Genomic DNA, 20,044 nt, shown 5'->3' with positions numbered 1-20,044 from the left:
GCAGGTGGAAGCTGTTCAGGGTGCGATGTCGCGCGCTTGGGTGCAAGCCGCGTCAGAAGACAAAGTTCACATGTTCGCCGTGGTGCAGCTTCAGCTCCAGCGCATCGACCATGGCGGCTGCCACCCGGGCCAGGCGTTGCAGCGGTTCTGCCAGGCCCGGCTCTAGGGTGCCGTGGGTCTGGTGAAAGTGCTCGATGCCCAGGCCGGCAACTTGTTGCGGGGTGTTGACCAAGGTCCAGTGCAGCGGGCTGCGTTGCAACAGGTCGACGATCTGGTCGGCGCAGGCCCGTTGTTGCTCGCTGTGCCCCTGGCTCTGATCCAGCACGCTGAAATCGCCCACCAGCAACAGCCGGCGTATAGTGGTGCGGGACATGCCGGCGATCAGCGCCTGGCTCATGCGCAGTTGCGCGGCAAAGTCATCGGGCGCCAGCGCAGGCAGCAGGCAGACCACCGCCGAGCCCCCGGCCACGCTTTGTTCGGCCTGATCCGGGCTGTCCAGGCCGCCGGCTTTGAAGTGCAAACCGGGGCGTGGCGCCAGGGTATTGAGGTCGTCGACCACGGCGATCACCTCATGCTGGCGCTTGAGCAATTCGGCCATCAGGGCGCTGCCCAGGCTGCTCAAACCTCCGAGCAGGACCAGTTTGAATACTGGGGTTTCGGCATTTTTCACCAAATCACTCCATCGGCGGTGGGTGATCGTTTGACCCGCGCAGGCAGGCGCAGGTTCGTTGTAATTCAGGAGTTTTCATGCAAAGGATCAAGGGCTATCACGCTCATATCTACTATGACGCTAGCACCATGGAGCAGGCCCGGCAGCTGTGTGAAGAAGCCGCTCGGCTGTTTCCGGTTACCATGGGGCGCATGCATCAGAAGCCGATCGGGCCGCATCCGGACTGGAGCTGCCAACTGGCCTTCGGGCCTGAGGTGGTGGGCGTGGTGTTGCCTTGGCTGGCGTTGTATCGCCATGGCTTGGTGGTGTTTCTGCATCCGCTGACCGGCGATGACCTGGCTGATCATCGCGATCATGCGATCTGGATGGGGGCGGTGCGGCCGCTGGACCTGACGATTTTCAAATAGTTTGCGGCATACGGGTAGGAGCGCGCTTGCCCGGCGATTGCGATCTTTCTGATGAACCGCATTCGCGGGGCAAGCCCGCTCCCACAGGTTTCAGGCCTTGCGCGCACCGCGCACACCCTGGGCCAGCGCCGAGCACAGCTCGAGCACATCCCCCACGGCCTGCTCGGCAGTGGCCGCATTGGCAATCTTGTCCACCAGCGCCGAACCGACCACCACACCCTCCGACAGCTTGGCGATCGCCGCTGCCTGCTCTGGCGTGCGGATACCGAAGCCGACGCTGATCGGCAGGTCGGTGTGCCGGCGCAGGCGCTCGATGGCGCTGCTGACGTGTTCGGTGGTCGCCGAGCCGGCACCGGTCACACCGGCAACCGATACGTAGTAGACGAAGCCCGAGCTGCGCTCCAGCACGCGCGGCAGACGCGCGTCGTCGGTGGTCGGGGTGGTCAGGCGGATGAAGTCGATACCTGCGGCCTGGGCCGGGGTGGCCAGTTCGGCATCGTGCTCCGGTGGCAAGTCGACGATGATCAGGCCATCCACGCCCACGGCCTTGGCCTCGGCCACGAAGGCCTCGACGCCAAAGCGGTGGATCGGGTTGTAGTAACCCATCAGCACGATCGGCGTGGTCTGGTTGTCGACGCGGAACTCGCGAACCATCTGCAGGGTTTTCGCCAGGGTCTGACCGGCGTCCAGGGCACGCAGGGTGGCGAGCTGGATCGCCACGCCGTCGGCCATCGGGTCGGTGAACGGCATGCCCAGCTCGATGACGTCGGCGCCAGCAGCCGGCAGGCCTTTGAGGATCTGCAGCGAAGCGTCGTAGCCAGGGTCGCCTGCGGTGATGAAGGTAACCAGGGCAGAGCGGCCTTCGGCCTTCAGCTCGGCGAAGCGTTGTTCAAGACGGCTCATGCCTGTTTCTCCTGGGCGGCCATATGGCTCATCACGGTTTGCATGTCTTTGTCGCCGCGCCCGGACAGGCACACCACCATCAGGTGATCCTTGGGCAGGGTGGGCGCGCGTTTGATCGCTTCGGCCAGGGCGTGGGAGGTTTCCAGGGCCGGAATGATGCCTTCCAGGCGGCAGGTGGTGTGGAACGCGGCCAGGGCTTCGTCGTCGGTGATGCTGACGTACTCGACGCGCTTCACTTCGTGCAACCAGGCGTGCTCAGGGCCGATGCCGGGGTAGTCGAGGCCGGCGGAAATCGAGTGGGCGTCGGTGATCTGGCCGTCGGCATCCTGCAGCAGGTAGGTGCGGTTGCCGTGCAGTACGCCCGGTACGCCGCCGTTGAGGCTGGCGGCATGCTTGTCGGTGTCGACGCCATGGCCACCGGCTTCGACGCCGATGATCTGCACGCTGGCGTCGTCGAGGAAGTCGTGGAACAGGCCCATGGCATTGGAGCCGCCGCCGACGCAGGCGATCAGGCTGTCGGGCAGGCGCCCTTCCTTGGCCTGCAACTGCTCGCGAGTCTCTTTGCCGATGATCGACTGGAAGTCGCGGACCATCGCCGGGTACGGGTGCGGGCCAGCCACGGTACCGATCAGGTAGAAGGTGTCGTCGACGTTGGTGACCCAGTCGCGCAGGGCCTCGTTCATCGCGTCCTTGAGAGTGCCGGTACCGGCGGTTACCGGAACGATTTCGGCGCCCAGCAGCTTCATGCGGAACACGTTGGCTTGCTGGCGCTCGATGTCGGTGGCGCCCATGTAGATCACGCAAGGCAGGCCGAAACGCGCGGCGACGGTAGCGGTGGCCACCCCGTGCATGCCGGCGCCGGTTTCGGCGATCAGGCGTTTTTTGCCCATGCGCTTGGCCAGCAGCACCTGGCCGATGCAGTTGTTCACCTTGTGCGCGCCGGTGTGGTTGAGCTCTTCACGCTTGAAGAAGATCTTCGCGCCGCCGCAGTGTTCGGTCAGGCGTTCGGCGAAGTACAGCGGGTTTGGGCGGCCGATGTAGTCGCGCTGAAAGTACGCCAGTTGCTCGAGAAACTCCGGGTCGGCCTTGGCCGCTTCGTATTCGCGGGCAAGGTCGAGCACCAGCGGCATCAGGGTTTCTGCCACGTAGCGGCCGCCGAATGCGCCAAACAGGCCATTGGCATCGGGGCCGGCGCGGAAGTTGGTCTGGGTCATGGGTCGCTCCAGGGCGGTAGTGAATTCGGGAATGGCTTTACTCTAACCACGACACGCGCCGCTGAAAACCGATAAGATTGCGACAGCCTGTCAGGAAAACTCACACGTTATGCGCCAGGACCTGCCTCCCCTCAATGCCCTTCGGGCCTTTGAAGCCACTGCCCGGCTTAACAGCGTCAGCCAGGCGGCCGAGCAGCTGCACGTTACCCATGGTGCGGTGAGCCGGCAATTGAAGGTGCTGGAAGAACACCTGGGGGTGGCGCTGTTCGTCAAGGAAGGGCGCGGCCTTAAACTCACAGATGCCGGGGTGCGCCTACGCGATGCCAGCAGTGATGCCTTCGAGCGCTTGCGCGGCGTGTGTGCAGAAATCAGCCAGAGCGGCGCCGATGCGCCGTTCGTCCTCGGTTGCTCCGGCAGCCTGCTGGCGCGCTGGTTCATTCCGCGGCTGGGGCGGCTGAAGGCGGAGTTGCCGGAGCTGCGCCTGCACCTGTCAGCCGGCGAAGGCGACCTCGATCCGCGCCGCCCGGGGCTGGACGCACTGTTGGTGTTTGCCGAACCGCCGTGGCCGGCGGACATGACGGTGCATGTGCTGGCCCAGGAGCGCATAGGTCCGGTGCTCAGCCCGCACTTCCCCGGGTTCAACCGCTTGCAACAGGCGCCGGCAGAGGCGCTGCTGGCTGAAACCCTGCTGCAGACCACTTCTCGCCCGCAAGCCTGGCCAAGTTGGGCTACGCAGCAAGGGATTGACCCGCAGGCGCTGCGTTACGGGCAGGATTTCGAGCATCTGTATTACTTGCTGGAGGCAGCAGTGGCGGGCCTGGGCATTGCGATTGCCCCACAGCCTTTGGTGGCTGATGACTTGCGCGCTGGGCGCCTGGCGGCCCCTTGGGGGTTTTGTGAAACACAGGCGGCGTTGGCCCTGTGGGTGCCGCGACGCGCCGCAGACGGGCGCGCCGAGCAATTGGCCGGCTGGTTGCGCGCCGAGCTGGCGCGCCAGGCCGCTTAGTTACCGCGTCTGCACATCAGGTACGCGGCCAGCAGGCCGAGGGCGCCAACGGCGACACCAGCGGTGGTCCACGGGTGCTCCTGGGCGTAATCGCGCGTGGCCAGGCCGGTCTCACGGGTCTTGGTTTTCACTTCTTCGTAGGCATCGCTGAGCAGGCTGCGCGAATGGCGCAGGGCATTCTCGGCGTTGCCCTTGAGTGTCTTCAAGGTTTTGCGCGACTCATCCGAGGCATCGTCCTTGAGGCTTTCCAGTGACTTGAGCAGGCTTTCGATTTCCGCTTCCATGCTTTGCAGCGAAGCTTTACGCAGCGAGGTATTGGCCATGGTGACTCTCCTTCGAGGTTGAGTGGAGCTGTGTAGGTTCCGACTACGGGGTGTTGGGAAAGTGCAGTCGAACTTTTAGCGGTGTTTACCCCTCGCAGGTAAAACAGCCCGGCGCTGCTAGGCTCTATCTGACATTCAAAAAGGAGATTGCCCATGTCTGATCACCACACCTACAAGAAAATCGAACTCGTCGGCTCGTCGCCCACTTCCATTGAAGAGGCGATCAACAACGCCCTGGCCGAGGCAGGCAAGAGCATCAAGCATCTTGAATGGTTCGAGGTGGTCGACACCCGTGGCCATATCAAGGACAACAAGGCCGCACATTTTCAGGTCACGCTCAAAGTGGGCTTCCGCATCGTCAACAGCTGAAGCGGCGACACTGGCTTGTGCGGGTCAATTGCGTTACACAGTCCTGAGGCGCCCGGCCTTCCTGGCGCCCTTCTCTATTTTGATCTGAACAAGGAAAGCGATCGATGAAGAAGTTGGTAGTGGCGATAGGTTTGATGACGCTGGCCGGTACCGCGTTGGCGGCCGGCAAGCCGTGTGAAGAGCTCAAGAGCGAAATAGCAGCCAAGCTCGATGCCAAAGGCGTCAGCGGCTACTCGCTGGAGATCGTCGACAAAGGTGCTGCCGCAAGCGGCAAGGTCGTGGGTAGCTGCGAAGGCGGCACCAAGGAAATTGTCTACAAGCGCGGCTGATCGATATTGAATCCTTCGCGGGGCAAGTCGGGTCGCCATCGCCGCTCCTACCTCATTGTGGGAGCGGCGATGCGGCGACCCGACTTGCCCCGCGATAGGGCCCTCAGCTGGCCAACACCGTTTGCGCCAGCAGCTCATAAGACCGGATCCGGTCGGCATGCTCATACAGATCGCAGGTGAAGATCAGCTCATCCGCCTCGGTCTGCTCCAGCAGCACTTCAAGCTTGGCGCGGATTTTCTCTGGGCTGCCGACCATCGCCAGGCCAAGGAAACTGCCCACCGCCTCTCGCTCATGAGGCAGCCACAGGCCGTCCATGGTATCTACCGGCGGACGTTGCACCAGGCTTTGCCCGCGCATCAGGGCGAGGATACGCTGATACACCGAGGTGGCCAGGTAATCGGCCTGTTCATCCGTCTCGGCCGCCACCAGAGGTACGCCAAGCATCACGTAGGGTTTGTCGAGCACCGCCGAAGGCTGGAAGTGGTTGCGGTACACGCGAATTGCTTCGTGCATGTAACGCGGGGCGAAATGCGAGGCAAAGGCGTAGGGCAAGCCACGCATGCCGGCCAGCTGTGCGCTGAATAGGCTCGAACCCAGAAGCCAGATCGGTACTTCAGTACCGTAGCCCGGCACGGCAATGACCTTCTGCTCTGGCGTGCGTGGGCCCAGGTAGCGCATCAGTTCTTCGACATCCTCGGGGAAATCATCGGCACTACCGGAGCGTTCGCGGCGCAGGGCGCGGGCGGTCATCTGGTCGGAGCCTGGGGCGCGGCCCAGGCCCAGGTCGATACGCCCGGGATACAGGCTGGCGAGCGTGCCGAACTGTTCGGCGATCACCAGTGGCGCATGGTTGGGCAGCATGACACCGCCGGCGCCAACGCGAATGGTCGATGTCCCCCCGGCCAGGTAGCTGAGCAGCACCGAGGTTGCCGAACTGGCAATGCCATCCATGTTGTGGTGCTCGGCCACCCAGAAGCGGTTGTAGCCAAATTTCTCGACGTGTTGCGCCAGGTCCAGCGAATTGCGCAAGGATTGCGCCGGGCCGCTGTCGGCGCGTACGGGCACCAGGTCGAGGGTGGAAATCTTGATATCCGCAAGTCGCTTCATGGGCGTTTGAGCCTCCTGGGCAGTCGATTGGCCGAAATAACCCAACGGCCTTTCTAGCTCTGTATGGGCACATCTGCAGGAATCAATGCCAGGGTTTGCAATCCGTCTGAACTTGCCGGTGTCAGGGGTCTCTGAATTTAAGGCAAGGTGCGACATCACGCGCCCCAGGCAGCTCAGGAGGCTTTATGAAAAAGACAGCATCGGCTATCTGGCAAGGTGGCTTGAAGGATGGCAAGGGCCTGCTTTCTACTGAAAGTGGCGCTCTTAAACAGAACCCCTATGGTTTCAACACCCGCTTCGAAGGCCAGCCGGGCACAAACCCGGAAGAATTGATCGGTGCGGCGCATGCCGGCTGTTTCTCCATGGCCCTGTCGATGATGCTCGGTGACGCCGGCTTGACCGCCGAACGCATTGATACCATCGCCGAAGTGACCCTCGACAAACTGTCTGATGGTTTTGCCATTACCGCGGTGAACCTGATCCTCAGGGCCAAGGTGCCAGGGGCCAGCGAAGCGCAGTTTCTTGAGATCGCCAACAAGGCCAAGGCCGGTTGCCCGGTGTCGAAAGTGCTCAATGCGAAAATCAGCCTGGATGCGACGCTGCTGAGTTAAGGCAGAACCGGGGCGCGCTTCTTGTGGTCAAATGAGGGTCGGTAGAACGTCTGCCGCCACAAGGAGCTGTCCCCATGATCCGTGTTGCAATCGCTGTGCTGGCTTCGCTGCTGGCAACGTCTGCGCTCGCCGCGACGAAAAACTGTGAAGAGCTCAAGGCCGAGATCGAAGCCAAGATCCAGGCCAACAACGTGAGTTCCTACACCCTGGAAATCGTCAGCAACGACGAAGTCAAAGACCAGAATATGGTGGTCGGCAGTTGTGAAAACGGCACCAAGAAGATCATTTACCAGAAGAATGATCGCTAGGCCTCAGGGTGTGCAGAATGTGTCGTTCGCCTCTTCCGCCACCACCTTGCGCTGGGCGTCGTAGAGATAGGCGCTGGGCTGCATGGCGGGAGCCCGCGCTTCAAGGCGATAGCGTTGGCCGGCTTTGAAGCCGTCGTATTTGACCGTCAGGTAGCAGGTGCGCTCGGTTGGGTCGGTAGTGAAACCACCGGAATAGATTTCGTAGTCGAAACGCACCACCAGCTCGTGGGCCCCGGGCGTGACCTGGAAAAAGCGGCCATCGGTCAGGCGCTTGCCATCCAGGCGCTCAGCCATTACCAGCTTCCCTGGCGTGATGGTGTAAAGGTCGACCCAGGCCTGCTTGTTATCCACAGGTGGCAGGGGGCTGGCGCAAGCTCCCAGGGTACTGATTGCGAGCAGCATCACAGGCTGGCGCATGGCGAACTCCGGCGTGCGGGTTACAAAGCATAAGCATAGCGCCATTCACGCTTTTAGGTACGCTGGCAACCCGCTGGCAGGCCTTTGCCGACCACTTTGCGCTGCTCGTCGTAGAGCTTGGCCCAAGGCCGGAAGCCGATGCTGCCGGCCTCAAGCTGGTAACGCTGGCCGGCACTGAAATCCTTGAACTTCACATTCAACTGGCAATCGCGCCACAGCGGCTCGTCGACCGGGCCGATGTTGCTGGGATTGACCGGAAACAGGTAGCGCACAGTCAGCTCATGGCTACCGGGCTGTACTTCGAAATAGCGTTTGTCGGCCCAGGCGCGCTCATCTACTTCCACGGCGTGGAGCGTATCGTCCTGGCCGGGCGCGAGGTCGATCCAGGCCTGGTTGGGGTCGGGGGCGGGCAGGCCGGCGCAGCCGGACAGAAGCACAACAGCGCTGACGACGAGCAGTGTACGCATGGCAAAACTCCAGCCGGGCAGGATAGTCTTGAAGCTGATGAGTACTTGAGCGGATGACGGGACACGAATGCTTCGACTATTTCTTTTGTTGCGCTCAAGTCATGGGGCACTCGACCATTTTTTTCGCTACTTGGTTCCCTTGTTGGCCATTGGACTGCTGAACGGTTGCGCCAGTGTCAGTTACTACGGGCAACTGGCCAGTGGCCAATGGCAGTTGCTCAAGGCCCGTCAGCCGGTCGCTGAACTGGTGGCCGATCCGGCCACCGACAGTAAACTGCGTCAGCATTTGTTGCATGCCGGGCAGGCTCGGGCCTTCGCCAGTGCGCAATTGAAGCTGCCAGACAACCGCAGTTACCGAGTGTATGCCGACATCGGCAGGCCCTATGTGGTCTGGAATGTGTTCGCCACGCCGGAATTTTCACTTGAACCGCAAACCCACTGCTTCCCCATAGCCGGTTGCGTCGCCTACCGTGGCTATTACAGTCAGGGCGCCGCGCGCGGGGCCGCGGCATTGCAAAAGCAGCAAGGGCTGGATGTGTATGTCGGCGGCGTCGAGGCCTATTCGACCCTGGGCTGGTTCGACGATCCGATCATCAACTCCATGCTCGGTTGGGGCGACGAGCGCCTGGCCACGGTGATCTTCCATGAGCTGGCCCATCAGCGCGTCTATGTGCAGGACGACACTGCGTTCAACGAGTCCTTCGCCACCTTTGTCGAGCAGGAAGGTACTCGCCAATGGCGCACGGCACGCGGTCTGCCAGCGCTGGCCGAGGATGGCAGCCGACAGCGCGATCAGTTCGTCGGCCTGGTGCTGGCCAGCCGAGAACGACTCAAGAGCTTGTACGCGGCGCCGCTGACCGAGCCCGCCAAGCGCGCAGGCAAGCAGGCCGAGTTTGAACGTTTGCGCCGCGAGTATCGGGCCATGCGCGATAGCCAATGGGGCGGCGTCGGGCGCTATGACGCCTGGATCAATGCACCGATGAACAATGCCAAGTTGCTGCCCTTTGGTTTGTACGACCAGTGGGTACCGGCGTTTGCCCAGCTGTTTGCCGAGGTGGGGGGCGATTGGCAGGTGTTTTATCAGCGAGTAGAAGCGTTGGGGCAGCTGCCCCTTGAGCAGCGTCAGCAGGCGCTGAAAAGCTTCGCGGGGCAAGCCCGCTCCCACAGTAGTTGACTGTGCGGGCTTCAGCCGCGCTGAAACGCCTGATGCAGTTCAGCCAAGGTCGCAAAGTGATAAGCCGGCTGCTCCGCCGTCAGCTCTTCATGGCTGCCAAAGCCATAACCCACAGCGACCGCCTCCAGGCCGTTGCTGCGCGCGCCGATCAGGTCGTGCTTGCGATCGCCGATCATCAGGGTCTGCGCCGGGTCGAGGGCTTCTTCGCTCAGCAGGTGGCGGATCAGCTCGACCTTGTTGGTGCGGGTGCCATCCAGCTCGCTGCCGTAGATCACCTTGAAGTGCTTGGCAAAATCGAAATGGCGGGCGATCTCGCGGGCAAATTCCCAGGGTTTGGAGGTGGCGATGTACAGGGTACGCCCCTGCCCTTGCAGGCTTTCGAGCATTTCGCTGACACCATCGAACACCTGGTTTTCATACAGGCCGGTGACCTTGAAGCGCTCACGATATAAATTCACCGCGTCCCAGGCCTTGGCCTCATCGAAGTCATAGAACTGCATGAATGCCTGCAGCAGCGGCGGGCCGATGAAGTGTTCCAGGCGCGTCAGGTCCGGCTCGTCGATGCCGAGTTTGGCCAATGCATACTGGATCGAGCGAGTAATGCCTTCGCGTGGGTCGGTCAGGGTACCGTCGAGGTCGAAGAGGATGTTTTGCTGGTGCATGGCAGTCTCGAATAGGGCTGGGGACAGGTTTACTCGGGCAGTTGGTAGCCTTCGGCCAGGTGCTGATCCTTGAGTTTGACGTAGTTGCCGGCGCTGTAGGGGAAGAACGCGCGCTCCTTTTCGGTTAGGGCGCGGGCCTGCTTGACCGGGCTGCCGACGTAGAGAAAGCCGCTTTCCAGGCGCTTGCCCGGCGGTACCAGGCTGCCGGCGCCGATGATCACTTCGTCTTCGACGATGGCGCCGTCCATGATGGTGCTACCCATGCCGACCAGGATGCGGTTGCCCAGGGTGCAGCCATGGAGCATGACTTTGTGACCAATGGTTACCTCATCGCCGATCAACAGCGGGAAGCCTTCCGGATTGAACGGCCCGGCGTGGGTGATGTGCAGCACGCTGCCGTCCTGCACGCTGGTGCGCGCACCGATGCGGATACGGTGCATATCGCCGCGGATCACCGTCAATGGCCACACCGAGCTGTCAGCGCCGATCTCGACATCGCCCAGCACCACGGCACTGCGGTCGACAAAGGCGCGTTCGCCAAGCCTGGGAGTGTGATGCTGGAAGCTGCGGATGGCCATGATAGGAATTCTCTTTGGTATGGATAGGGCTGCGGTCGGCGTCGATTGTAATTAAGATGGGGAAGTGTTTCTTCTGCCAAGGTGTTTAACCGTGAGTGCGAACAACCCGCTTCTGCAGTCTTATGACTTGCCGCCGTTCTCGGCGATCCGTGCCGAGCATGTGCAGCCGGCGATTGAACAGATCCTGGCCGACAACCGTAAAGCCATTGCCGACATCCTCAAGGCCCAGGGCCAGAACCCAAGCTGGGCCGGCCTGATCCTGGCCATGGACGAACTCAACGACCGCCTGGGCGCCGCCTGGAGCCCGGTCAGCCACCTCAACGCCGTGTGCAACAGCGCCGAACTGCGTGAAGCCTATGAGTCTTGCCTGCCAGCGTTGAGCGCCTACGCCACCGAGATGGGCCAGAACCGCGAGCTGTTCCAGGCCTATGAAGCGTTGATCGCCAGCCCCGAAGCTGCCGGCTTCGATGTGGCGCAAAAGACTATTCTCGAACACGCCCTGCGTGACTTCCGCCTGTCGGGTATCGATCTGCCGGCCGATCAGCAGCAGCGTTATGCCGAAGTTCAGAGCAAGCTCAGCGAACTGGGCAGCCGCTTCTCCAACCAGTTGCTGGACGCCACCCAGGCCTGGACCAAGCACGTCAGCGACGAAGCGGCGCTTGCCGGCCTGACCGACTCGGCCAAGGCGCAGATGGCTGCCGCAGCTCAGGCCAAAGGCCTCGACGGTTGGCTGATCAGCCTGGAATTCCCCAGCTACTACGCGGTGATGACCTACGCCGAAGACCGTGCGCTGCGCGAAGAAATCTACGCCGCCTACTGCACCCGCGCTTCCGATCAGGGCCCCAATGCCGGCCAGTTCGACAACGGTCCGGTGATGCGCGAGATCCTCGACCTGCGTCAGGAACTGGCTCAGCTTTTGGGCTACAAGAACTTCGCCGAGCTGAGCCTGGCCACCAAGATGGCCGAGTCCAGCGACCAGGTGCTGAGCTTCCTGCGTGACCTGGCCAAACGCAGCAAGCCGTTTGCCGCCCAGGACCTGGCCCAGCTCAAGGCCTATGCCGCCGAGCAGGGTTGCCCGGACCTGCAAAGCTGGGACAGCGGCTTCTACGGTGAAAAACTTCGTGAACAGCGCTACAGCGTTTCCCAGGAAACCCTGCGCGCCTACTTCCCGATCGACAAGGTGCTGACCGGCCTGTTCAGCATCGTCCAGCGCCTGTACGGCATCGAGATTGCCGAGCTCAAGGGCTTCGACAGCTGGCACCCGGACGTTCGCCTGTTCGAAATCAAGGAGAACGGCCAGCACGTCGGGCGTTTCTTCTTCGACCTCTATGCCCGCGCCAACAAGCGCGGCGGTGCCTGGATGGACGGCGCTCGCGACCGTCGCCTGACCGCTGACGGCCAGTTGCAGAGCCCGGTGGCCAACCTGGTGTGCAACTTCACCCCGGCCGCCCCTGGCAAGCCGGCGCTGCTGACCCACGATGAAGTCACCACCCTGTTCCACGAGTTCGGCCATGGCCTGCATCACCTGCTGACTCGCATCCAGCATGCCGGTGTATCCGGAATCAACGGTGTGGCCTGGGATGCAGTCGAGCTGCCGAGCCAGTTCATGGAAAACTGGTGCTGGGAGCCGGAAGGCCTGGCGCTGATTTCCGGTCACTATGAAACCGGCGCGCCTTTGCCGCAGGACCTACTTGAGAAGATGCTGGCGGCGAAGAACTTCCAGTCCGGGCTGATGATGGTCCGCCAGTTGGAATTCTCGCTGTTCGACTTCGAACTGCATGCTAGCCATGGCGATGGCCGTAGCGTGCTGCAAGTGCTCGAAGGTGTGCGCGACGAGGTTTCGGTCATGCGCCCACCGGCGTACAACCGCTTCCCCAACAGCTTTGCGCATATTTTCGCCGGCGGCTACGCGGCCGGTTACTACAGCTACAAGTGGGCTGAAGTACTGTCGGCCGACGCTTTCTCGCGCTTTGAAGAAGAAGGCGTGCTCAATGCCGACACCGGTCGCGCGTTCCGCGAAGCGATCCTGGCCCGTGGTGGTTCCCAGGAGCCGATGCGGCTGTTCGTCGACTTCCGTGGCCGCGAGCCGTCAATCGATGCACTCTTGCGCCACAGTGGCCTGAGTGAGGAAGTGGCGGCATGAGTGATGGGCCTGTGGTAACCAAAAAACGCTTTATCGCCGGGGCAGTCTGCCCGGCGTGCAGCGAGCCGGACAAGCTGATGATGTGGAGCGAAGACAGCGTTCCGCACCGTGAGTGCGTGGCCTGCGGGTTCTCCGACACCCTTAACGAGCAAGGGCTGTCAGTGCCCAAGGAGCTGGGTACCCGGGTCAACAAGGTCGAGGTGAAACCAGCCGAGGCCAAGGTGCAGACAGTGCAGTTCTTTCCTAACCCGAAGTTGAAGAAACCGACTGAAAAAGACTGACGTGGCGCCTCCCGATAGCCATTTCGGGAGGCGATCTGCGGTAGTTATCTAGATCCGCACGAGTTCGTCCTGGCGGTAGGTTGGCGGTCATGTCCAACCACCGTCAGGAGCGACTCATGTCCCGCCCTAACCCGCTGTTGCAACCCTTCGACCTGTTTCCTTACGCCAGTGTGCGTGTCGAGGACCTTCAACCTGCGATACAGCAGATCGTCGAGGATAATCGCTCGGCACTGGCGCAGATCATCGGGCGCGAAGCCGTTTTTCCAACCTGGAATGGCCTGGTACTGGCTGTTGAGGCACTCGACAAGCGCCTGGAAGATGTCTTCTATGCCTTGGTGCCGTTGGCATTCATTGATGATGAGTGGGGTGCTGCAGTCGATGCTTGTGAGTCAGAGCAAGTCGCCTACCGCGCAGAAAAACATCAGAACACTGCACTACTTGAGGCTTACCAGCAGCTGGATACAAGCGACTTCACCGATGAACAGCAAGCGGTACTGAGCCGTATCCTGCGCGACTTTAAACTTGAGGGGGCGAGTCTTGCGGTTTCCGATAGGCCGCAATTTGCCGATCAGGTCGCGACTATCACACGCCTTGAAGCGAAGTTTCGGAACAATCTCCATGCTGCTTCCAAGCAATGGACCAAGCACATCACCGTTATGTCGGAGTTGGCCGGTGTGCCGGCTGCCGACCTGCAGACCATGCGCGATGCAGCTCAAGCGAATAATCTCGACGGCTGGTTGTTAACGCTTGGTTTTGAGCCTGCCGATGACATGACCCTGCGTTTTGCGCAGAACCGTGAACTGCGCAAAGAGGTATACCTGGCCTACGTGACGCGAGCATCCGATCAGGTTGCGGGGCAAAGTCAGATCGACAATCAGCCGGTACTGCAGGCATTACTGCGCCTGCGTCACGAAAAGGCCCAGTTGTTGGGCTTTACCGATTTTATTGAACTGAGTTTGCAAACCAAGGCTGCGCAGTCGAGCGCAGAGGTCGAAGCGTTCCTGAACACCCAGATTGCTCGCGGCACGCCAAGACTCCAGCGCGAGGCCAATGAACTTAGGGCATTCGCCAATAGCCAGGGCTGTGACGATCTACAGCCGTGGGACTACTCGTTTTATGCGCAAAAGATGCGCGAGGCTGATAGCGCCGATGCCGACCAGGTCCTGAGCGAATACTTTTCCTTCGACTCGGTCGTGCGTGGGCTGACGGGTTTGGCCGAGCGGCTGTATGGCATTACGATCAGCAACGTTGATGCGCAAACCTGGGACTCGCAGGTACAGCTGCTGCAAGTCGCTGAAGCTGGCGTCGTGCTCGGTCATATCTACCTGGATGTCTACGCCCGTCCCGGCAAGCCGAACTATCCTTGGGCGCTTGCCATTCGTAATCGCCACGTCGATGCCAAGGGCAATCTGTCGCTACCCGTCGCGGCGTTGTTCGGCGCCTATGATTCGGGTAAATCACAAATGGGGCACCGGGACCTGTGCAAGTTGTTCCATGAGTTCCATCATTGCCTCCAGCAGGTGCTCATGACCAACAGCAACAGGCGCTTGAACAGCATTGGCGAGTTGGGCCCCGATCTGTCGGAGTTTGTCGCCAAACTGCTGGAACAGTGGTGTTGGTCGGCAGAGTGCATGCAGTCTGTTTCAAAGCATCGAGTCAGTAAATTGCCTGCTATGTCTGCTGATATTCAGCAGTGGCTGGCGGCGCGAGAAACCCAGCGGGGACTGGAAATTGCGGAGGAATTGAAGCGGTCGCTGCTCGATTTCGAATTGCACCGAAGTTACGCCGAAGATCGCAGCATCCAGCAAGTGGTTGAGACGGTCTATGCGCGAACCCAGGTGTTGCCGCTGGCCAGCAATGACCGCTTTGCCAATGGTTTTGATTACATGGTCACCGGGTACGAAGCGGGCTACTACTGCTATTTGTGGGCAGAGGCGCGTGCCATTGAAGTGTTTGCCCAATTCAAGGCCAATGGCCTGTTCAACCCGCAGCTGGGGCAGGCAATGCGCCAGGAGTTGCTGGCCCCGGGAGCGTCGCGTTCGATGTCCGCGTCCCTGCAGGCTTTTTTTGATCGCGTAGCGAGTGCTTGAATCGTCGTTGAGCGGTGTGGTTGCTCAACGGTAGTGGCAAGATAAAGGTACCCCGTGTACTGTATATAAAAACAGTATTCGGGGTTGTTTACATGTTTACTCCTTCAGCTCCCCTGCGGGGTCGCGGCACGACCAGCAACCCGCACAACCGCTTCGCCCCCAATCGCTCGGTGGCCGAGGATGACGGCTGGTACCAGGAAGTGCCTCTGACCCAGGGCACCGAAGTACGTATCGAAACCGCCAAGACCATCATCACCCGCAACAACTCGCCCGACCTGCCCTTCGATCGCTCGATCAACCCCTATCGCGGCTGTGAACATGGTTGCATCTACTGTTATGCACGGCCCAGCCACGCCTACTGGGACCTGTCGCCGGGGCTGGACTTCGAAACCAAGCTGATCGCCAAGACCAATGCCGCTGCGGTGCTTGAACAACAATTGAGCAAGGCGGGGTATGTTTGTGCGCCGATCAACCTGGGTTCCAACACCGATCCTTACCAGCCCATCGAACGTGAGCAAAAGCTGACCCGGCGCCTGTTGGAGGTACTGCTGCGCTATCGTCACCCGGTCACCATCGTTACCAAGGGCTCGCTGATACTGCGCGATCTGGACCTGCTCGCTGAGCTTGCGCAGCAACGTCTGGTCAGCGTGATGATCAGCCTGACCACCCTCGATGACGAACTCAAGCGCACCCTGGAGCCGCGTGCGGCGGCACCCAAGGCGCGGCTGCGGGCAATCCGGGTACTGACCGAGGCAGGCATACCGGTCGGCGTACTGTGCTCGCCGATGATCCCGATGATCAACGACAGCGAACTGGAGCACCTGCTGGAGGCGGCCAAGGCCAATGGCGCGCTGACCGCCGCCTACATGATGCTGCGCCTGCCGCTGGAAGTGGCGCCGCTGTTCGAGCAATGGCTGCAGGACCATTACCCACAACGGGCCAATCATGTGTTGAGCCTGATCCGTCAGAGCCGCGGCGGTGAGTTGTACGACAGTCGTTTTGGCGCACGCATGCGCGGTGAAGGGGTATTCGCCGAATTGCTGGCACAGCGCTTCAGCAAGGCGATCCGGCGCTTGGGGCTGAACCGGCGCGAGGGTTATGCGCTTGATTGCAGCGCGTTTTGCCCCCCTGGCGGACAGATGTCGCTACTCTGATTGCAATGATGGGTATTGGCCATTGATGTTTTTTTGATACTATTCAGGCAACTCTTTGAATCTCTGGAACGCCCGTACTAGAGCCTCGCAATTCAGTTTGAGTTAAGTTTCGCCGAGTAGCGTAGGAATTCAGCCAACAACTGATGTGATTGTTGGTGCGCGTATTTCATCCAACTGTCATACGCCGTTTGAATCATCAACCCGGTAAAATGGACTTAACCTAAAACCGTCAAAGAGGATGAATCATGCCCGTCAAGGACCCATCCAAGGCCGCCCCGGAAACCCCAGCCGAGAGCGCCGATGCCGCCCTGAAGCATATCGTCGACGGCTTTCTGCGGTTCCATCACGACGTTTTTCCCGAGCAGCAGGAGCTGTTCAAAAAACTCGCCACCGCGCAAAAGCCCCGTGCGATGTTCATCACCTGTGCCGACTCGCGCATCGTGCCCGAGTTGATCACCCAAAGCTCCCCTGGCGACCTGTTCGTGACCCGCAACGTCGGTAACGTCGTGCCTCCTTACGGGCAGATGAATGGCGGCGTGTCCACCGCCATCGAATACGCCGTGCTGGCCCTGGGGGTACATCACATCATCGTCTGCGGTCACTCCGATTGCGGTGCCATGCGCGCGGTACTCAACCCCCAGAGCCTGGAGAAAATGCCGACGGTAAAGGCCTGGCTGCGCCATGCCGAGGTCGCCCGCACGGTGGTCGAAGACAACTGCTCCTGTGGCAGCGAGCATGAAAGCATGCAGGTGCTGACCAAGGAAAACGTCATCGCCCAGTTGCACCACTTGCGCACCCACCCATCGGTGGCCTCGCGCCTGGCGGCTGGCCAGTTGTATATCCACGGCTGGATCTACGACATCGAAACCAGCCAGATCGAAGCCTACGACGCGGCAAGCGACAGCTTCCTGCCTCTTGCCGCAGGCCAGCCGATCCCTTGCGCAACACCGAGAGGCCGCTACTAAGCGTCCCCGACACCCCCGCGAAAAGCTGATTGACGGCTGCACCTGCCCGGTGCGGCCTGGTCATCGGCTGCCTTGAATTTCCCTGACTGCCGTGCCGGCGCCCGCTGGCGGTGTGTACCTGCGCGCGTGTCGGGGTGTGTGCCAGCGGCCATTGGAATGGCCATGAAATGTGAGAGAAGGAGTTACAGGGTGAACAAGACACAAGTGAAAGCGGCATTGCCGCGCGAATTACTGGCCTCGGTAGTGGTATTTCTGGTCGCCCTGCCCTTGTGCATGGGGATTGCCATCGCTTCCGGCATGCCGCCAGCCAAGGGCCTGATTACCGGGATCATTGGCGGTATCGTCGTCGGTTGGCTGGCGGGTTCGCCATTGCAGGTCAGCGGTCCGGCAGCCGGCCTGGCAGTGCTGGTGTTCGAACTGGTGCGCCAGCATGGCGTGGCGATGCTCGGCCCGATCCTGCTGCTGGCCGGTCTGCTGCAGTTGCTAGCTGGGCGTTTGCGCCTGGGCTGCTGGTTCCGGGTCACGGCGCCGGCGGTGGTGTACGGCATGCTCGCCGGTATTGGCGTGCTGATCGTCTTGTCCCAGGTGCATGTGATGTTCGACAGCGCCCCGCAACCTTCGGGGCTGGCCAACCTGCTGGGCTTTCCGGCAACCCTGAGCCAGGCGTTGCCGCTGGAAAGCCCGGGCAGCGGCTGGCAGGCCGGTGCGCTTGGGCTTGGCACCATCGTCATTATGTGGGGTTGGGAGCGCTTGCGCCCGCAGCCGCTGCGTTTCGTGCCGGGTGCCCTGCTTGGTGTGGCGTTGATGACTGCAATCAGCATCTGGCTGGCATTGCCGGTGAATCGCGTTGAAGTGCCGGCTAACCTCAGCGAGGCCATCGACTGGCTGCGCCCGGCTGACCTGCTCAACCTCGCCGATCCCAATCTGCTGGTCGCCGCCTTTGCCCTGGCCTTTATTGCCAGCGCCGAAACCTTGCTCTCTGCCGCCGCTGTCGATCGCATGCACAACGGCCAGCGCTCGGATTTTGACCGGGAACTGTCGGCCCAGGGCCTGGGCAACATGCTTTGCGGCGTGCTTGGCGCGTTGCCGATGACCGGGGTCATCGTGCGCAGCTCGGCCAACGTCCAGGCCGGCGCGCAGACGCGCCTGTCGGCGATCCTGCACGGGGTCTGGTTGCTGGCCTTCGTGGTGGTGCTCAGCAGCGTGCTGCAGCAGATACCGGTGGCAAGCCTGGCTGGTGTGCTGGTCTATACCGGGATCAAGCTGGTCGATTTCAAGGCCTTTCGCGGGTTGGGACGCTATGGCCGGATGCCGATGTTCACCTATGCGGCGACGGCGTTGGCAATCATCTTCACCGACCTGCTCACCGGGGTGCTGCTCGGTTTTGCCCTGACTCTGCTGAAGCTGGCGCTCAAGGCCGCACGCCTGAAAATCAGCGTGGTCAGCCTTGATCAGCCGGGTCATCTGGAGCTGCGCCTCAGTGGCGCGGCGACCTTTCTCAAAGTGCCCGCGCTGGCCCAGGTACTTGAGGGTATTGCGCCCGGGACCACCTTGCATGTGCCGCTGGCCCGGCTCAGCTACATCGACCATTCCTGCCTGGAGCTGCTTGAGGATTGGGGGAGGGCCAACCAGGCCAGTGGCTCAAGGCTGCGGATAGAGCAGCATGGCCTAAAGCGCCGGATCGAAGGGCGCTTACGCAATGCGGCGGGCGTCTGACATCAGTCGACCACTTCTATCGCTTTCGGCGCACCCGGCCATGTGCCTACAAGGTTGATGGTGCGGGTGCCGGTAGGCCATTCAACAGCCGGAAGGTTCCACGGGATTTCCTGCTTGGTGTTCTGACCAAGACTGATGAATTCGATAAAAAGTGTCATCTGGGTTGCGGACACTGGAATATCGTTGAAGCTGGCGGAAGTCCCTCCGACTATAGTCGCGGTTCGCTCACCAGGGCCTTTTGGCGTCTTGAATAACAGCTTGATCTTGGCTGTATAGGTGGTGAACGACGACGCTTTACTGTCGATATGCAGATTCAAGGCACCGATCCTGCGCGTCCAGTGAGGGATCAGCACGTTGCCCCCAGCGAACGATGCGAAGGTGTAGGCCACGGGGAGCGGTTCGCTGGCTACCGCCCCGCTTTCTGCTGGCAGGGTATGGGAGTCGGTATCTTCGGTGTTGTTCTCAATGAGGTAGCTGGCCTCACCCTTTGCGATAGGGTCCGATTCGCCAAGCAGCTTGTTCAGGCCACTGACACTGCCCGCGATGGAAAATTTGGCATTCTTCTTTTTCGAACCGACATTGACTCCGCTTTTCGCATAAATCACGCCCGTCACCACACCAAAACCTTCGGATATACCAGCTTCGGTGGCCGCACTTGTTCGCTTGGCATATGCCAGGAGTTGTTCGTATTGGTCTTGAATGACGGTGGAGTCTTTCAGAACATGTTCTCCGCTCAGTGCGAACTCCGAGGTAATGCTGTTTTGATCTTTAAAGGTCCATTCGAGAGACGCGTTTGCCGCAATCTGAGTGCTTGTAGCGGGGTCCAGGACTTGGCCTTTCACAATGGTCTTGGTTTCCTGCCGAGACACTCCCTTTGAGGCCGTCTTCCACATCCGGCTTTGCTCGCTCTTGATTACTTCAATCCCGGGCAGGGTTTGTAACACCAGTTTGAAATCGCCCGACGCCGGGTCGACGATACCGACGGCGCCGGGCTGGATGTGCGGGTTGAGTGCCCAGTTACCCCAATGTTTTGGCCAATCGCGGCGCAGCAGATCGGTGTAAATACGGTTCCATTTGATCGTCATTGTCATCGTCCTTTCATTGGATTGGGGCCGCCCATAGGGCGGCCAGATGACAATAACGATCAGC

23 protein-coding genes are annotated in these 20,044 nt (G+C 61.0%); 13 read left to right on the top strand and 10 right to left on the bottom strand.

All coding sequences use genetic code 11. The annotated features are described in order from the left end of the window. Positions 1–52 precede the first annotated feature (52 nt). Positions 53–670, bottom strand: coding sequence for an NAD(P)-dependent oxidoreductase (locus F8N82_RS24630; protein ID WP_038997866.1), 618 nt, complete (start codon positions 668–670; stop codon positions 53–55). 77 nt (positions 671–747) lie between these two features. On the opposite strand from F8N82_RS24630, the gene F8N82_RS24625 reads away from it, so the two are divergent. Continuing rightward, on the top strand, positions 748–1,077 hold the full coding sequence (locus F8N82_RS24625) for a DOPA 4,5-dioxygenase family protein (protein WP_038997865.1): 330 nt from the start codon (positions 748–750) through the stop codon (positions 1,075–1,077). A gap of 90 nt (positions 1,078–1,167) precedes the next feature. On the opposite strand, the gene trpA is transcribed toward F8N82_RS24625, so the two are convergent. Together trpA and trpB are read right to left on the bottom strand one after the other, a co-directional pair. After that, the gene (trpA, locus tag F8N82_RS24620; protein WP_038997864.1) at positions 1,168–1,980 is read right to left on the bottom strand and encodes a tryptophan synthase subunit alpha; all 813 of its coding nucleotides are present in this window, start codon (positions 1,978–1,980) and stop codon (positions 1,168–1,170) included. Further along, entirely contained in the window at positions 1,977–3,194 is a 1,218-nt protein-coding gene (trpB, locus tag F8N82_RS24615) for a tryptophan synthase subunit beta (RefSeq protein ID WP_038997863.1), read from the bottom strand. Before trpB ends, trpA begins: the two co-directional genes overlap by 4 nt. A 109-nt stretch (positions 3,195–3,303) precedes the next feature. On the opposite strand from trpB, the gene F8N82_RS24610 reads away from it, so the two are divergent. Next, positions 3,304–4,200: a LysR family transcriptional regulator gene (locus tag F8N82_RS24610; RefSeq protein ID WP_038997862.1), complete on the top strand. Its 897-nt coding sequence runs from the start codon at positions 3,304–3,306 to the stop codon at positions 4,198–4,200. On the opposite strand, the gene F8N82_RS24605 is transcribed toward F8N82_RS24610, so the two are convergent. Continuing rightward, positions 4,197–4,523 carry a DUF883 family protein gene (locus tag F8N82_RS24605; protein WP_038997861.1) on the bottom strand — a complete coding sequence of 109 codons (327 nt, stop codon included), beginning with the start codon at positions 4,521–4,523 and terminating at the stop codon, positions 4,197–4,199. The two genes, F8N82_RS24610 and F8N82_RS24605, sit on opposite strands and share 4 nt — an antisense overlap. Positions 4,524–4,676: 153 nt before the next feature. Between F8N82_RS24605 and F8N82_RS24600 the strand changes: the two genes are divergently transcribed. Together F8N82_RS24600 and F8N82_RS24595 are read left to right on the top strand one after the other, a co-directional pair. Further along, positions 4,677–4,892: a dodecin gene (locus tag F8N82_RS24600; RefSeq protein WP_010222667.1), complete on the top strand. Its 216-nt coding sequence runs from the start codon at positions 4,677–4,679 to the stop codon at positions 4,890–4,892. A 104-nt stretch (positions 4,893–4,996) separates the two neighbouring features. Then, complete coding sequence (locus F8N82_RS24595; RefSeq protein WP_038997860.1) at positions 4,997–5,221, top strand: DUF1161 domain-containing protein; 225 nt, start codon at positions 4,997–4,999, stop codon at positions 5,219–5,221. Between the two features lie 103 nt (positions 5,222–5,324). On the opposite strand, the gene F8N82_RS24590 is transcribed toward F8N82_RS24595, so the two are convergent. Beyond that, complete coding sequence (locus F8N82_RS24590) at positions 5,325–6,329, bottom strand: LLM class flavin-dependent oxidoreductase (protein ID WP_038997859.1); 1,005 nt, start codon at positions 6,327–6,329, stop codon at positions 5,325–5,327. A 185-nt stretch (positions 6,330–6,514) separates the two neighbouring features. Here F8N82_RS24590 and F8N82_RS24585 point away from each other — a divergent pair, with 185 nt between their 5' ends. Further along, positions 6,515–6,940 (top strand): OsmC family protein, encoded by a 426-nt coding sequence (locus tag F8N82_RS24585; RefSeq protein ID WP_038997858.1) that lies wholly within the window; start codon positions 6,515–6,517, stop codon positions 6,938–6,940. A gap of 74 nt (positions 6,941–7,014) precedes the next feature. After that, complete coding sequence (locus F8N82_RS24580; protein WP_038997857.1) at positions 7,015–7,248, top strand: DUF1161 domain-containing protein; 234 nt, start codon at positions 7,015–7,017, stop codon at positions 7,246–7,248. A 3-nt stretch (positions 7,249–7,251) separates the two neighbouring features. On the opposite strand, the gene F8N82_RS24575 is transcribed toward F8N82_RS24580, so the two are convergent. Together F8N82_RS24575 and F8N82_RS24570 are read right to left on the bottom strand one after the other, a co-directional pair. After that, complete coding sequence (locus F8N82_RS24575; RefSeq protein WP_038997856.1) at positions 7,252–7,665, bottom strand: lipoprotein; 414 nt, start codon at positions 7,663–7,665, stop codon at positions 7,252–7,254. A gap of 53 nt (positions 7,666–7,718) precedes the next feature. Continuing rightward, positions 7,719–8,132: a hypothetical protein gene (locus F8N82_RS24570; protein WP_038997855.1), complete on the bottom strand. Its 414-nt coding sequence runs from the start codon at positions 8,130–8,132 to the stop codon at positions 7,719–7,721. Between the two features lie 85 nt (positions 8,133–8,217). Between F8N82_RS24570 and F8N82_RS24565 the strand changes: the two genes are divergently transcribed. Continuing rightward, the gene (locus tag F8N82_RS24565) at positions 8,218–9,306 is read left to right on the top strand and encodes an aminopeptidase (RefSeq protein WP_038997854.1); all 1,089 of its coding nucleotides are present in this window, start codon (positions 8,218–8,220) and stop codon (positions 9,304–9,306) included. A gap of 11 nt (positions 9,307–9,317) precedes the next feature. Here F8N82_RS24565 and F8N82_RS24560 read toward each other — a convergent pair whose 3' ends face one another. Next, complete coding sequence (locus F8N82_RS24560; protein WP_038997853.1) at positions 9,318–9,968, bottom strand: HAD family hydrolase; 651 nt, start codon at positions 9,966–9,968, stop codon at positions 9,318–9,320. Between the two features lie 29 nt (positions 9,969–9,997). After that, complete coding sequence (locus F8N82_RS24555; RefSeq protein WP_038997852.1) at positions 9,998–10,546, bottom strand: gamma carbonic anhydrase family protein; 549 nt, start codon at positions 10,544–10,546, stop codon at positions 9,998–10,000. 91 nt (positions 10,547–10,637) lie between these two features. Between F8N82_RS24555 and prlC the strand changes: the two genes are divergently transcribed. From prlC to F8N82_RS24525, 6 genes are all read left to right on the top strand, one after another. Beyond that, positions 10,638–12,689, top strand: coding sequence for an oligopeptidase A (gene prlC, locus F8N82_RS24550; RefSeq protein WP_038997851.1), 2,052 nt, complete (start codon positions 10,638–10,640; stop codon positions 12,687–12,689). Continuing rightward, a complete protein-coding gene (locus tag F8N82_RS24545) occupies positions 12,686–12,970 on the top strand; it encodes a YheV family putative zinc ribbon protein (protein ID WP_038997850.1) in 285 nt (94 codons plus the stop codon). Before prlC ends, F8N82_RS24545 begins: the two co-directional genes overlap by 4 nt. A gap of 116 nt (positions 12,971–13,086) precedes the next feature. Continuing rightward, positions 13,087–15,060, top strand: a complete 1,974-nt coding sequence (locus F8N82_RS24540; RefSeq protein WP_052251602.1) for a M3 family metallopeptidase — start codon at positions 13,087–13,089, stop codon at positions 15,058–15,060. A gap of 92 nt (positions 15,061–15,152) precedes the next feature. Then, entirely contained in the window at positions 15,153–16,214 is a 1,062-nt protein-coding gene (locus tag F8N82_RS24535; RefSeq protein WP_038997849.1) for a PA0069 family radical SAM protein, read from the top strand. Positions 16,215–16,459: 245 nt separating this feature from the next. After that, positions 16,460–17,179 carry a carbonic anhydrase gene (locus F8N82_RS24530; RefSeq protein WP_038997848.1) on the top strand — a complete coding sequence of 240 codons (720 nt, stop codon included), beginning with the start codon at positions 16,460–16,462 and terminating at the stop codon, positions 17,177–17,179. A gap of 162 nt (positions 17,180–17,341) precedes the next feature. Further along, positions 17,342–18,895 (top strand): SulP family inorganic anion transporter, encoded by a 1,554-nt coding sequence (locus tag F8N82_RS24525; protein ID WP_162195916.1) that lies wholly within the window; start codon positions 17,342–17,344, stop codon positions 18,893–18,895. A gap of 2 nt (positions 18,896–18,897) precedes the next feature. Here F8N82_RS24525 and F8N82_RS24520 read toward each other — a convergent pair whose 3' ends face one another. Beyond that, positions 18,898–19,980 (bottom strand): hypothetical protein, encoded by a 1,083-nt coding sequence (locus F8N82_RS24520; RefSeq protein ID WP_038999666.1) that lies wholly within the window; start codon positions 19,978–19,980, stop codon positions 18,898–18,900. Between the last annotated feature and the right edge of the window lie 64 nt (positions 19,981–20,044).

The organism is Pseudomonas fluorescens (assembly GCF_902497775.2).
Taxonomy (GTDB): domain Bacteria; phylum Pseudomonadota; class Gammaproteobacteria; order Pseudomonadales; family Pseudomonadaceae; genus Aquipseudomonas; species Aquipseudomonas putida_F.
The sequence above is the reverse complement of the archived record's forward strand: the minus strand, read 5'-3'. Positions and strand labels throughout refer to the sequence as shown.